This window comes from Dermabacter sp., assembly GCF_032550575.1.
GTDB lineage: Bacteria > Actinomycetota > Actinomycetes > Actinomycetales > Dermabacteraceae > Dermabacter > Dermabacter hominis.
In genome coordinates, this window is record NZ_JAWFZC010000007.1 from 69,885 (window position 1) to 82,139 (window position 12,255).

A 12,255-nucleotide genomic window follows, 5' to 3' on the forward strand; every position below is an offset into this window, starting at 1 on the left:
GCCACTCGGCACACATCCTCAATTTATCCATTCCATCCCGGGTAGAAAGCCCGGGCTCCCCTCACTCAAAGGAGCACCACGATGGCGAAGCCAGAGCTTCGTAAGCCCAAGAAGAAGCAGAACCCGCTCAAGAGCGCCGGTATCGAGAACATCGACTACAAGGACCCCGCGGTTCTGCGTAAGTTCATTTCGGATCGCGGAAAGATCCGTGCACGCCGCGTGACCGGCGTCAGTGTCCAGGAGCAGCGCAAGATCGCGAAGGCCGTCAAGAACGCCCGCGAGATCGCCCTCCTTCCCTACTCGACCTCCGGTCGCTGAGCCAAGGAAGGATAGAGAAAAATGGCTACTACCAAGCTCATCCTCACCAACGAGGTTTCCAAGCTCGGCGGCCCCGGCGATGTCGTCGAGGTCAAGGCCGGCTACGCGCGCAACTACCTTCTGCCGCGCGGCCTTGCCACGCCGTGGACCAAGGGCGCTGAGCGCCAGCTCGAGCAGATGGCTGCCGCAAACTCGAAGCGCGCCGTGGCGTCGCTCGAGGATGCGCAGGCACTGCGTGACCTCCTCCAGACCAAGCCGGTCGTCGTGGCCGAGCGTGCGGGCCAGAACGGCCGCCTCTTCGGCGCCGTGACCGCCGCCGAGGTTGCCGAGGCCGTTAAGGCTGGCTTCGATCGCGAGATCGATCGCCGCAAGGTCGAGTTCACCGCGCCGATCAAGTCGCTCGGCGAGTACACCGTGACGGTGCGCCTGCACGAAGAGGTTTACGCAAACCTCGTTGTCCAGGTCGTTGCCGCGAAGGGTGCGCGCGCCTGAACGGCATAGCGTAAACGCTCGAATGAGAGCGAACGAGGAAGCGGCGGGTCCACACCCGCCGCTTTTTCGTGTCATCTGGTGGTCTTTCGCGCGCCCTGCCAAAAAATTGAATACATTTATGCAATGACCTCCCCATCCTCACACCCGTCTACAGCCAGCGATCCCCACGAACACGGCCACCTTTCCCGATCGCTCACGCATCGGCAGATGGCCATGATCGCGATGGGTTCCGCGCTCGGCACAGGCCTTTTCCTCGGTTCCGGAGATGCGATCGCCGTGGCCGGTCCCGCCGTGATCATCAGCTTTGCGATCGGCTCCGCCATTGCCATGACCATCGCCCTCGCGATGGGCGAGATGGCCTCGCGTCACCCCGTCCAGGGCGGATTTGGCACACTCGCCGCGCGCTATCTCTCGCCTTTTTGGGGATACCTCGTGCGGTGGCTCTACTGGATCGTGACGGTCGGGGTGACCGCCGCTGAACTGTATGCGTGCAGCCTGTATCTCCAGTTCTGGGCTCCGGATCTTCCTCAGTGGGCGGGGGTCGCGATCCTCGGCGCGATCGTCGTTGCGATCAACGTGGTGAGCGTCAAGAGCTTCGGCACGATCGAGTTTTGGCTTTCGAGCATCAAGGTCATCGCGGTCGTCGTCTTCATTCTCGTGGGGCTGTGTCTCGTGTTCTTCGGGCTCCCGGGAACACCTGCTGCCGGGGTCTCGAACTGGACGAACGACGGTGGCTTCATGCCCTTTGGTTTCAAAGGCGTGTGGGTCTCGATGGCGCTCGTGATGTTTTCCTTCGGCGGCATCGAGATGCTGTCGATCTCGGCCGCTGAGGCGAAGGATCCCGCACGGTCGATCCGCACGGCCGCGCAGTCGACCGTGATTCGATTGAGCTTCTTTTACGTCGCGGCGATAGGGATCATCGTCGCGCTCGTGCCGTGGAAAGAAGCCTCGGGTGCCGCTGGTGACGTGCGCCTGTCGCCGTTCGTCATGGTGTTCCACGAACTCGGGATTCCTGCGGCGGCGGGCCTCACGAACCTCATCGTGGTGATCACCGCGCTGTCCGCCGCAAACGCCAACGTGTATGCGGGCTCGCGCTTTCTTCACTCGCTCGCCGCGGATTCGCTCGCCCCGCAAATGCTCGAGCGCACGACCAGGCGCGGCATTCCGCTGCCCGGCATCATCGTGCACGCATGCGGGATCCTCGTCGTCGTGGTGCTTGCGATGACGGGTATCGGCGGTCTGTTCCCCCTCATCATGTCGACCGTGATCTTCTCGGCGGTCATCGTGTGGGTTTTGATCCTGGTGACCTACGTGGTCTATCACCGCACGCGCGACGGCCGCGAATTATTCCGCATGCCCGGTGGCGTGGTGACGGCGATCGCGGGCATTGCCGGCCTCCTTTTCGTGTTCTCGACGGTGATCGCCGTTGAGCGCATGCAGCTCGCGGCCATGGTGGGCATCCCGTTCGTGCTGCTCGTGACCCTCGCGTACGTGCTCGTGTTCCGCCACCGCATTAGCGTTGAGGCAATCGACGCGAGCTTCGCGGAGGCTGAAAAGGCGCGCGCCGAATTCTCGTAACCTTGGTCCCATGCCTTCGACACCTCAGCGGCGCTATGTGCCAATGCTCGATGTTGTGCGTATTTCGGCGATCGTCGCTGTCGTAGGCATCCACTGTCTCGCGCCTGCCGCCACTGCCGAAAACGCCCCCTGGGCACTCGTGGTGTTCCGCTCGATGATGAACGTCGCGGTGCCCGTGTTCATCATGATCTCCGGCGCCCTGAACCTCGCCCCGGTGGCGATGCGCAATGGAGCATGGCCGTTTCTACGTTCGCGTTTCGCGCGGCTCATTCCCGCGACCATCGTGTGGACGCTCGTGTATGGCGTTGTGATCAATGGCGTGGTTCTGGGTCGCGACCTGACCGCGGAGCGGCTCGGCAAGGAAGCGCTCATGGGGGATCAGTCCCCGCAGCTGTACTTTCTGTGGCTCATCATGGGACTGTCCATCATTACCCCCGTGCTCGGCTCGTTCGTTGCGCATTCGAAAGCACGTGCGTGGGCTGCCACCGGTGTGAGCCTCGCGTGGGGTTTGTCGGTATATCTCGCTCCGAACGCGTTTGAGGCGGTCGGGCAACCCACGGGCGTGATTTCCGGGGCGGTGCTCACCTACTGGATTTTCTACGTAGGGCACTACCTCGCTGGTCACGTCGCGTTCGCCCACCCGGTCCGACGGCGCCTTGCGCCCGCCGTGCTCGCCCTCGGTATCGCGCTGCTCGCGGTTCTCGGCGTGTGTGGCGGTCTCGGTATTGAGAACGAGGGATGGGGCAAGCTCGTCAGCGGCAACTACCGCTCACCCTTGAATGTCGGTGCGTCGTTCGCGCTTGTGGCGGGCCTTCTTGCCGTGAGCCGCGAGTGGGTGGTTTCCGATCGCGTGCAGGGTGTGTTGCGGCGCCTCGGCGATGCGTCGTTCGGCGTGTTCCTGTGCCATTTCGTTGTGCTCATAGGTGTGCGCCTCCTAGTGCCCGGGCTCGACTCGAGCGGAACACTCGCGTGCGTGGGCGCATGGGTGCTCGTGCTCGGGCTTTCGTGGGCAGTGTCGCTTGTCGCGGCGCGAATCCCTTATGTGCGAGCGGTGTTTTAGCGTCGCGGCCTCGTAAGGCGCCTGGTAGCCGTCGGACCCTGCCTGCCGCTCGAGCGTGCGGCCTTTCCTTCACAACCTCCACACTTTGCAAAGTCTTTACTTTTTGCGTGGGGCGCGGGAAGATATGTCAGCACGCACTTCCCTCGTGCCCATGTCTAGAGGAGATTTCCATGTCGATGAGGTCTACGTTCCGCGGCGCATCCGCCGCGTTCGCCGCCGCGCTTGTGCTCGCTTCGTGCGGGGCTACGGGTGGTGAGGTGTCCACGCCAACCGAGACCCCCACCCACGCACCCGAAACGGCGAAGCCGAGCCCCACCCAGATTCCCTCGGCCGAAGAAAGCGACAAGCCGAGTGCGGAGCCGAGCGCGAGCGAGGATGCGAGCGCAACGCCGAGCGAGAGCTCGAGCCCAACCGCTTCTTCCGAACCTGAAGCGAAGGTGGGCGCGGCTCCCGCGATAATCGCTCACTTCACTGAGGACACCAATCCGGATATCGGCGACTTCCCCTTCAGCCGTGACGTGATCGCTACGTCCATCTCGAGCGTCTTCGATGATGGCGGTGAGGCAACCGTGGAGTGCGATGGCGATATTGACATCACCGCGGGCAAGCCGAAGACCCACTGCACGGTGACGACAGGGGACAGGACCCGCGAGGCCTACGCCTACGGCACCTTCTCGAATGTGCAGGGCCCGGGCCTTCTCGTCGCCTTTGACAACGACTTTGATGCCTCGCTCAGCGGGAAGTTCACCGAACCCGGAACCGAGGTTCTTGCCTACGGCATCGGTGACATGTGGGCCGTCGATTCTCCCGTGGACGGCGCGACGGTGTCCGAAAAGGCGCTCAAGGCGATGCAGTCCCTCGAAATGCCCATCTCGAAGTTCGAGTGCGCGGGTGAGATGTCGATCGCTGAAGGTCGCAACTCCCAGGTATGCCCGATAGAGGCGGAATGGGGCAAGGCAGAGGCCACGGTCATCGCAGCGACGATCCTCAATTCCCAGGATTCGGGCGTGCTCGTCGTGACACAGGTGCCTACCGACGACTAGTTCGCCCCGTGGCGTTGCCCACCTGGCCCGTGCGCGGATTCGCGCGCGCGAGGCGGTGGGGCTATATTAGGGAGCGCTTCGATCTCGGTGTGCCGTGAAACCCGGTGTCGAAGTTCCCGCGCAAGTGGCGGAATTGGTAGACGCGCACGGTTCAGGTCCGTGTGCCTTTGCGGGCGTGGGGGTTCAAGTCCCCCCTTGCGCACCCCATGCGGGCCCCTCCTACGGGAGGGGCTTTCGCGTATCTGCACGCGTGTACTCGGGTGAGGGGTTGAGCAGCATGAGTGAGGAGACGCCCTCGGGCTCGCACACAAACGCATGGCTCGGTGCCGTGGGGGAGGGCGCGGGGTTCATTCCGACGGCTGCCGATCGGGCCGCCGCTGCCGGCGTTTTTGACAACCTTCCCCTCGCGGGTGCGCAGCTCGAGCTTCCGGACGTGCACGATCCCGACTGGTGGATTAAATCGCGCATTTCCTCCGGCGAATTCGATCGCGAGGCGCTACTGCCCGCCGCTGTGGTGCTGCGCAAGGAACACGATATGCTCGCGCACACTCTTCGCTCGCTCCCATCACAAGACGCGGTGCGCGAATACCTCGAGGACTACAACGCTCGGGCGCGCCGCGAAAACAGCGCGGCGGTCCGTGACGCTTCGCTGCGGCCCGCCGCAAGCGAGGAGCCTCCGCTTCTCGTGCCCCTCGTCGATGTCGAAAACTGGGTCTCTCGCTGGCACCGCCTCCGCCAGTTGTGAGGGCCTGCCGCCCCGCTGTGCACGCCCTCAGGGCAGAGGGGGCGCGGCGGCGAAGGGATCCGAATCGCTATCGGTGGTGGCCGTGTATTCGGCCTTCGCAAGGGCCCGATCACGGGCCTCGGTGCCGCACAGGGAGGCAATGAGGGCGGCGGTCATGTCCATCCCAGCGGCCACGCCCGAGGACGTCCAGCGATCACGATCCTCAACCCAGCGAGCCTCCCTCTGCCAGGCAATCGTCTGACCGAAGGTGCGCGCCCACTCGAACGCGGCTTTATTGCTCGTTGCCCGGTAGCCTTCGAGCAGCCCGGCCGACGCGAGGAGCGCCGAGCCCGTGCACACGGACGCGAGGAGCCGGGCACGCGCGCCGGCCTCGGTAAGCCACGCGAGAAACGGCGCATCGTCGACGAGCGTTCGCGTGCCGGGCCCACCCGGGACGAGAAGGATGTCGATCGGCTCCTTGGAGAGCTCCCGAAACGAACGGCCACACTCCACGCGAAGGCCCTGCGCGCTCGAGACGAGACCCGCCTCGGGTCCCACAAAGTCGAGCGTGATGCCCTCGACGTGGCTCAAAAGCTCAACCGGCCCGCACACATCAAGCAGCTCGAATGCGTCAAAGAGTACGACGCTTACTTGTCTCGTCATCGATTACTCTCCTTTGAGATGCGCTGGCCGAATCACGTCAATATCGACCTTAGTGGAAATTCCGTCGACTGTGCCGTCAAAACGCAGCTGCCATACCGCCCAGCGATCCTCCTTGGGTCGCGACGACTCGGAGAAGAGCCAGGTTGGGCGGCCTTCGGCGTGCGGGAGGTCGTAGTGGCGCCGCCACTCGGCACTCGAGTAGATCACGAGCTTTCGCCCCCACGCCTTCTCAACCGCGTTCACGAAGGCCTCGACCTCGGCATTGGCGTGCTCAGCTTCGGGGCGCTTTTCGCACGCGCCATCAAACTCGAGGTCGAGGGCGGGTGGAAGCGCCCCCGAATCCGGCGGGGCTGCCTTCAAGAAATCGCGTGCCTGATCCGCGCCGGGGGAGCACAGCGTGAAGTAGTGGTAGGCGCCCGGGGTGATGCCGTTTTTCGTGGCGCCCTCCCAGTTCGCGGCAAACTTCGGGTCGGTATAACCAGTGCCCTCGGTCGCCTTGATGTACGCAAAGCTCACGCCCGCATCGGCGACAGCGCCCCAGTCAATCGTCTTTTGATGCGAAGACACATCGATGCCGAGGCTTTCGCCCTCGCGCAGATCCACCCCGCGCGACAGATTTGTGAGAGCGGAGGCATCCGCGGGGGTGTCCGGGATGGTCATCACGCGCGCCTTCACGGGTGCGGGCGCAGCGGGGATCGCCCGTTGGTCCGACGGTTGCCCGGCCGCAATGGTGCTCACGAGCGTGCCAATCGAGACGAGCATGCAGGACGCGGCGAAGATGGCGACGATCGCTTTGTATTGGAGCCGATAGACGTCGGCGCGAGAAAAGCGCGGCATACCGAAAGTGTAGTGGTCAAGCGCTCACGGATGTGGGTGCGACGCTAGGTGAGCAAGCGTCGGAACGGACCCTGTAGCGTGGTGGTGTGCCTTCCCAGTTTCCGCCACTGACCACCCAGTTCGCGCGCGAGTTTCCCGATCTCGTGCGCGAGTGCGCGCCCAGCATCCCCGCCGATACGCGCGTGGGGGCCGCGAATGCGCCGCTCGTGAGGGAGCTCGGGATTGATTCCGGGGCGGAAATCGAGGCGGTCGAGGGCCTCGCGCGCAGCCTTGCGAATGCGCACAGCGCGCACGCCATGGCGTATTCGGGCCACCAGTTTGGCACCTTCTCGCCCGTCCTCGGCGACGGCCGCGCTCACCTCATGGGCGAGCTGACCTGCGGCGATGCTATCGTGGATGTGCACCTCAAGGGCAGCGGGCTCACGCCGTTCTCGCGTCCTGGATCGGACGGCAAAGCGCCGCTCAGCGCGATGTATCGCGAATACCTCATCTCGGAGGCGCTTGACGCCCTCGGCATTCCCGCGAGCCGCGCGCTCGCGGTTCTCGAGACGGGGGAGCGGATCAGGCGCCGCGCACCCGAGCCGGAACCCGCGGGGATCCTCGTGCGCACGGCTGTAAGCCACGTTCGCGTGGGCACCTTCCAGTTCGCGAGGGTCGCGGGCGATCAGGGAACAATCGCGGCGGATACGCGCGACACGCTCGTACGATTCGTCCTCGATCGGCACTACCCCGGATGGGAAGAGAGTGCCGACGCTCGCCGGCGGCCTGCCCTTGCTCTTCTTCGCGGCGTCGCCGCGCGCCAGGCGCGGCTCGTGGCGCAGTGGATGGGGGTGGGGTTCGTGCACGGCGTGCTCAATACCGACAACGTCAGCGTTGCGGGCGAATCGATCGACTTTGGGCCGTGTGCCTTCCTCGATCGGTACGAGGCCGGGGCGTGCTTCAGCTCGATCGACACCGGCGGCCGCTACGCCTACGACCAGCAGCCGGCCATTACGCAGTGGAACCTCGCGCGCTTCGCCGAAGCCCTTCTCGACCTCATCGACCCGGATCCGCAGCGCGCGATCGACGACGCGAGTGCGGTACTAGCGGAGTTTGAGGAGGAGTACCGCGCTGTCTTCACGCGAGTGTTCGCGCGAAAGCTCGGAATCGAGGCGGAACCGGACGTCGCGTTGGCGCAGTTCGTTGCGAACACCCTCGAGTCCCTCGAACGCGAGCACATGGACTTCACCCTGTTTTTCAGGGCCCTCGCCGAAGGAAAAAGCATCGACGGAGAGTTCGCTGCGGGCAGCGCGTGGCGAGCTGAACTCGAGGAGCTTCGCTCGCGCGGAGGAACGAGCCTCGAGCGCGCCGAGGCGCTCATGCGCGAGACGAACCCGATCTACATTCCCCGCAACCACCACGTCGAGGCAGCACTGCGCGACGTCGAGCGCGGCGAGCGGGGAAAATTCGAGCGCCTCCTTGCCGCGATTCGCGACCCGTGGACGCGCCGCGACGGATTCGAGGACCTCGAGGCGCCACCGGCTCACGCTCGATTCTTCACGAGCTTCTGCGGGACGTGAGCCGCTTTCCCGAGGATCGATTCAGCCGCCGAGTTCGAACGAGAAGCGCTCGAGCGGAGTGCGGCCTGCCTCGGTGACCGAGACGGCGCGGTCATTCGTGCCATCGCGCTTATCGAACGCTTCCGCAAGGGGAAGCGCCGTGCTGCGCGCCGCTTCAATGAACTTCTCGACGGTTGTGTCTTCGCCGTTGAGGCCCTCGATCGTCATCGCGCCGTACCCGGCGCGCGTAAGCTCGCTCGCCACCACGATTAGCTGCTTGAGCGCCGCAAGGTACATGCTCGGGGCGAGACCCTCGTGGCGTACGTTCGGCAAGTGGCGCACGAAGAGCATCGCCGCCATGCGCACATTGCCCGTTGCGAGAAGGAACAGCATGTGGTCGATCTGGTGGCTGAGATGCATCGGTGAGGACATGATCAGCGGGTACGAAAACTCCGCGAGCGCCGCGGCCTCGGGAAGCCTCCCGGCGCGCGCAAAGGCGAACAAGGCCTCTGAGGCGATCGACTGAGGCTCTTCCGCGCACTCGTAGCCCCGGTCGAGGATTTCGTCCACGAGGCGAAGCGCTGCCTCCGGCTCGTCGATCTGCCACAAAATCGTGGCTTCCTGCGCCCTCGCGCACGCGTCGCAATTGGAGTATTCGTCGGGAGGGCACGCCTTGATGCGAGTGAGAACCTCGCGGGCTTCGTCGACATTGCCCGTCTCGAGCGCGAAAGAGAGTTCAGCCCACAGGATTCCGGCTTCCCCGGCTCCTTCGCGTTGATAGGCGGCGCGCATCATGTCGAGCGCGGAACGCACCTGGGAAAGCGAGTACTGGGGGTAGCTCAGAAGCATGACCGTGAGCCACTTGTACCACCACAGGAGGTCGACGTCCGGCTGAGTCTCGAGAGGACGCACGGGGTAGCGAGAGGGATCGGAATCGTGCATGTGCGCGCACCACAGGAACAGCGTGAGCTGCTCCGTGGCCTCGGCTGCCTGGAAGGCGAAACCTACGAGCCGCATGCGGATCTCGTAGAGGGCTCGCTTATCGCCTCGCTCCTCTGCGAGTCGCTCGGCGCGCTTGCCGATCTCCCACCGCTCCCGCGGCGGCATCGGCGCAGGGGAGTCGAAGCGGCGCGCGAGGCTTTCGACGGTCTCTGTTTCGCTCATCGCGACTCCGGGGTGCCCTTCCACCACGTGTCGGTGATGGTCACGGGCGTTGTGCGCTTGTGTCGCGACGAGAGATAGCGGCGCTCAATGTTCTCTGCGGAGGGCGCGGGGATGTCTCGGCCTTCGAGGTAGTCGTCGATGTCGTCGTAGCTCACGCCGAGCTCGTCCTCGTCCGTGCGCCCGGGGTTGCCATCGAGCAGGTCGGCGGTCGGCACCTTGGTCCAGAGCGGATCCGGTGCGCCCAGATGTTCGAGAAGCGAGCGGATCTGGCGCTTGTTGAGCCCGTAGAGAGGGAGGATGTCCGCGCCACCGTCGCCAAACTTCGTAAAGAACCCGACCGTGGACTCGGCGGCGTGATCCGTGCCGATCACGAGGAGCCCTTCGTCACCGCCGATCGCGTACTGAGCGACCATGCGCAGGCGCGCCTTGATGTTGCCCGCGTTGAAATCGCTTGTCTCATGCCCCGCCGCAGACGCAAACTCGTGGCGAAGTGCATCCGCAGCGCCCTTGATGTTGATGGTCATCTCGCGGTCCGCGCCGATCCACGCCATTGCCGCGGCCGCATCGGCCTCATCGTGCTGCACCCCGTGTGGAAGGCGCACCGCGACGAAATGAGCGTCGCCGCCCTCGGCACGCACCTTCTGAACCGCGAGCTGAGCGAGGCGGCCCGCGAGAGTCGAATCGACGCCGCCGCTAATGCCGAGCACAAAGCCGTTCGCGCCGGTCGAACGCAGGTACTCGGTCAGGAAAGCGACGCGGCGCTCGACCTCTGCCGCAGGGTCGATCTGGGGCTTCACGCCCATCTCGTTGATAATCGATGCTTGGAGTTCACGCATGGTCCCAGCCTAACTTTCGGTGCCTTCGCCCGGTTCGAGAAAATCCTCGATCGAGAGATCGCGCCGCATGAGATTCGTGGAAAGCGCGAGCATGTCGGAAAGGGACTCGTTGAGGATCGCGCGATCCGCGGGCCGCAGCGGGTTGTGCCCCGCGAGCATCGCCTGCACGTAGATGAGCCGCACCGTTCGCGAGGCCACCACCTGATCCTCGCTCTCGATGCCCGCGAGCATTTTCACGAGGGGGCTATTCCAGTTGAGAACGAGTGTGGCAAGGGTGGGCAGGCTCGAGTCTGGGCCTTCCGGCGCACGCTCCGTTTCCGGTGAGGAGGCCGTGACCTCACGCATGAGGTCGCCCCAGAAGCCGCTCGTCGATTCCTCAAGGCGGCGCAGCTCCATGCTCCTCAAAACATCGGGATCAACGACGTAGAGGGCCGGGACATCCTCGGGAGTAAATGCGCGCACCTGGACGTCGCAATCGAGCCCAAACAGCGCGGTTTCGGCGAATGCGCGCACGCGTTCGGCGGCCTCTTTGTCTGGACCGAACACCGCCCCGAACTGCGCAATCACATCGCCAAGGGTGATGGGCGCGGCGCTCGCGGACGCAATAGTCTCGCCGAGCATCCGCATGAGGTCTTTTTCGTACACGTAGCCGGCATTGACGACGACCTGGTCGCTCGGGACTACGCCCGCGAGCTGGCGGAATTCCTCCGTTGTTTCGGCGTAGCGCACACGCGGGTTCGCCTCGACGATCTCGCTCACGAGCATGCGCCCCTGGTTCGTCTCGAACGTGAAATGAGGCAGCACGATCCGCGCGAGCTCCACATCGTGAACGGCGAGGGAGCGCAGGGCCAAGTCGTGAATGGCAAGGAAACGCTGGAGGCCGCGCGGATCGCTCTCAGCAAGCGAGAGGATCCAGGACCGCAAGGTCGAGGCAATCGCGCGCTTCGTGACCGCGAGCGCCTCATCGTTGACGAAACCTTCGCGCGAGGCGGTGGGGGTGAGCCCCGTGGAATCGAGAACGACTCGCACGAAAAATGCCCATTCGGGCAGGAGATCGGGGAGGGCTTCGGAGACGAGAAGCCCGCCCATGTAGGCGCGCGTGGCCTGCCGCGCGCCTGGAGAGGGGGAGGCCGGAAGAACGAAAGCGGTTCCTCGCGTGCCCGTTTCGGGAACGGAAATGTCGATTATGTCGAGGGGTTGTGCACCGAGAAGTTCAGTTCCGTACTCGGCGAGGTGCTCGAGATCCCGCTCGAGGGCCCAAGCGTGAAGGTCATCTTCGCTGCCCTCCACGGGAGCATCTGCCGCCGAGGGGAGCACCCCGGGGGAGAGGTGACGGGTAAAAAACGGGGTGCGGTTGACGAAACGCTCGGTTCCACGCGGCCCGCAGACCTCGAGCGTCACGGGGAGGAACTCCGCGAACGTGGTCGCGAGCTCCCACACGCGAACGTATGACGTGAGCTCGCGAGCATCCGGCCGGGGGGTGAGCCGCACGCTCGTGCCGACTGCAACGTGAGAGCCGGCCGAACCCTCGAGAGATTCGAGCGTGAACGTGCCGTCGCTGCGGCCCACCCAACGGCTCGCCTCCCCACCGGAGGCGGGGCGGGTCTCGACCACGATTTCATCGCTCACCATGAAGCAGCTCAGCAGCCCGATGCCGAACTGCCCCAGCCGATCCGTGCGAGGCAAGTCGAAAATGTCCCGCTTGCTCGATTGGCCGACGGTCGAGAGGAGCTCCGCCATTTCCTCGCGGTGCATGCCCGCGCCGTTATCGGTGACAACGAGCTCGCCAGATTCGGGGCCCACGGGCGTCACCTGGATGAGGGCATCATCGAGGGTCAGCGTGCCCGCCTCGATGCGCGTCATGATCGCATCGCGAGCGTTCTGAATGAGCTCGCGCAGGAACACGCGCGGATTCGAGTAGATGTGCGTGCTCAGAAGCTCGACGACCGCGTGAAGGTTGACCTGAAACGGATGGGAGGGAAGCGTCATGCCTCGATCCTAC

At 64.7% G+C, this 12,255-nt stretch carries 12 protein-coding genes and 1 tRNA gene; 8 read left to right on the plus strand and 5 right to left on the minus strand.

Features of this window, described 5'->3' with window-relative positions:
- The first annotated feature begins 81 nt into the window (after positions 1 to 81).
- The 7 genes from rpsR to E6X30_RS08730 all read left to right on the plus strand — a co-directional run bounded on the left by rpsR (position 82) and on the right by E6X30_RS08730 (position 5,236).
- Positions 82 to 318, plus strand: a complete 237-nt coding sequence (gene rpsR, locus E6X30_RS08700; RefSeq protein WP_016663507.1) for a 30S ribosomal protein S18 — start codon at positions 82 to 84, stop codon at positions 316 to 318.
- 21 nt (positions 319 to 339) lie between these two features.
- The gene (gene rplI, locus E6X30_RS08705; protein WP_016663506.1) at positions 340 to 810 is read left to right on the plus strand and encodes a 50S ribosomal protein L9; all 471 of its coding nucleotides are present in this window, start codon (positions 340 to 342) and stop codon (positions 808 to 810) included.
- Positions 811 to 933: 123 nt separating this feature from the next.
- Positions 934 to 2,388 (plus strand): amino acid permease, encoded by a 1,455-nt coding sequence (locus E6X30_RS08710; RefSeq protein WP_316336040.1) that lies wholly within the window; start codon positions 934 to 936, stop codon positions 2,386 to 2,388.
- 10 nt (positions 2,389 to 2,398) lie between these two features.
- Positions 2,399 to 3,448 (plus strand): acyltransferase, encoded by a 1,050-nt coding sequence (locus E6X30_RS08715; RefSeq protein ID WP_316336041.1) that lies wholly within the window; start codon positions 2,399 to 2,401, stop codon positions 3,446 to 3,448.
- Between the two features lie 170 nt (positions 3,449 to 3,618).
- Positions 3,619 to 4,491, plus strand: a complete 873-nt coding sequence (locus tag E6X30_RS08720) for a hypothetical protein (protein WP_096882328.1) — start codon at positions 3,619 to 3,621, stop codon at positions 4,489 to 4,491.
- A gap of 118 nt (positions 4,492 to 4,609) precedes the next feature.
- Positions 4,610 to 4,693, plus strand: a tRNA-Leu gene (locus E6X30_RS08725).
- A 75-nt stretch (positions 4,694 to 4,768) separates the two neighbouring features.
- Positions 4,769 to 5,236, plus strand: coding sequence for a DnaJ family domain-containing protein (locus tag E6X30_RS08730; RefSeq protein ID WP_316336042.1), 468 nt, complete (start codon positions 4,769 to 4,771; stop codon positions 5,234 to 5,236).
- Between the two features lie 27 nt (positions 5,237 to 5,263).
- Here the strand turns inward: E6X30_RS08730 and E6X30_RS08735 are convergent, their stop codons facing one another.
- Together E6X30_RS08735 and E6X30_RS08740 are read right to left on the minus strand one after the other, a co-directional pair.
- Positions 5,264 to 5,878, minus strand: a complete 615-nt coding sequence (locus E6X30_RS08735) for a DJ-1/PfpI family protein (protein WP_316336043.1) — start codon at positions 5,876 to 5,878, stop codon at positions 5,264 to 5,266.
- A gap of 3 nt (positions 5,879 to 5,881) precedes the next feature.
- The gene (locus E6X30_RS08740; RefSeq protein ID WP_316336044.1) at positions 5,882 to 6,715 is read right to left on the minus strand and encodes a GH25 family lysozyme; all 834 of its coding nucleotides are present in this window, start codon (positions 6,713 to 6,715) and stop codon (positions 5,882 to 5,884) included.
- Between the two features lie 86 nt (positions 6,716 to 6,801).
- On the opposite strand from E6X30_RS08740, the gene E6X30_RS08745 reads away from it, so the two are divergent.
- Positions 6,802 to 8,274, plus strand: a complete 1,473-nt coding sequence (locus E6X30_RS08745) for a YdiU family protein (RefSeq protein ID WP_257876786.1) — start codon at positions 6,802 to 6,804, stop codon at positions 8,272 to 8,274.
- Between the two features lie 21 nt (positions 8,275 to 8,295).
- Here E6X30_RS08745 and E6X30_RS08750 read toward each other — a convergent pair whose 3' ends face one another.
- From E6X30_RS08750 to E6X30_RS08760, 3 genes are read right to left on the minus strand one after another with little or no spacing between them, the layout of a single operon-like run.
- Positions 8,296 to 9,417, minus strand: a complete 1,122-nt coding sequence (locus E6X30_RS08750) for a hypothetical protein (protein WP_101687213.1) — start codon at positions 9,415 to 9,417, stop codon at positions 8,296 to 8,298.
- Positions 9,414 to 10,253 (minus strand): ammonia-dependent NAD(+) synthetase, encoded by an 840-nt coding sequence (gene nadE / locus E6X30_RS08755; RefSeq protein ID WP_016663497.1) that lies wholly within the window; start codon positions 10,251 to 10,253, stop codon positions 9,414 to 9,416. The genes E6X30_RS08750 and nadE overlap by 4 nt, the downstream gene beginning before the upstream one ends.
- Positions 10,254 to 10,262: 9 nt before the next feature.
- Positions 10,263 to 12,242 (minus strand): HSP90 family protein, encoded by a 1,980-nt coding sequence (locus E6X30_RS08760; RefSeq protein ID WP_016663496.1) that lies wholly within the window; start codon positions 12,240 to 12,242, stop codon positions 10,263 to 10,265.
- Between the last annotated feature and the right edge of the window lie 13 nt (positions 12,243 to 12,255).

Excerpts from the sequence above, each read along its gene's own strand:
- rpsR (WP_016663507.1), top strand. The coding sequence starts at position 82 with ATGGCGAAGCCAGAGCTTCGTAAGCCCAAGAAGAAGCAGAACCCGCTC.
- rplI (WP_016663506.1), top strand. The coding sequence starts at position 340 with ATGGCTACTACCAAGCTCATCCTCACCAACGAGGTTTCCAAGCTCGGC.
- E6X30_RS08710 (WP_316336040.1), top strand. The coding sequence starts at position 934 with ATGACCTCCCCATCCTCACACCCGTCTACAGCCAGCGATCCCCACGAA.
- E6X30_RS08715 (WP_316336041.1), top strand. The coding sequence starts at position 2,399 with ATGCCTTCGACACCTCAGCGGCGCTATGTGCCAATGCTCGATGTTGTG.
- E6X30_RS08720 (WP_096882328.1), top strand. The coding sequence starts at position 3,619 with ATGTCGATGAGGTCTACGTTCCGCGGCGCATCCGCCGCGTTCGCCGCC.
- E6X30_RS08730 (WP_316336042.1), top strand. The coding sequence starts at position 4,769 with ATGAGTGAGGAGACGCCCTCGGGCTCGCACACAAACGCATGGCTCGGT.
- E6X30_RS08735 (WP_316336043.1), bottom strand. The coding sequence starts at position 5,878 with ATGACGAGACAAGTAAGCGTCGTACTCTTTGACGCATTCGAGCTGCTT.
- E6X30_RS08740 (WP_316336044.1), bottom strand. The coding sequence starts at position 6,715 with ATGCCGCGCTTTTCTCGCGCCGACGTCTATCGGCTCCAATACAAAGCG.
- E6X30_RS08750 (WP_101687213.1), bottom strand. The coding sequence starts at position 9,417 with ATGAGCGAAACAGAGACCGTCGAAAGCCTCGCGCGCCGCTTCGACTCC.
- nadE (WP_016663497.1), bottom strand. The coding sequence starts at position 10,253 with ATGCGTGAACTCCAAGCATCGATTATCAACGAGATGGGCGTGAAGCCC.
- E6X30_RS08760 (WP_016663496.1), bottom strand. The coding sequence starts at position 12,242 with ATGACGCTTCCCTCCCATCCGTTTCAGGTCAACCTTCACGCGGTCGTC.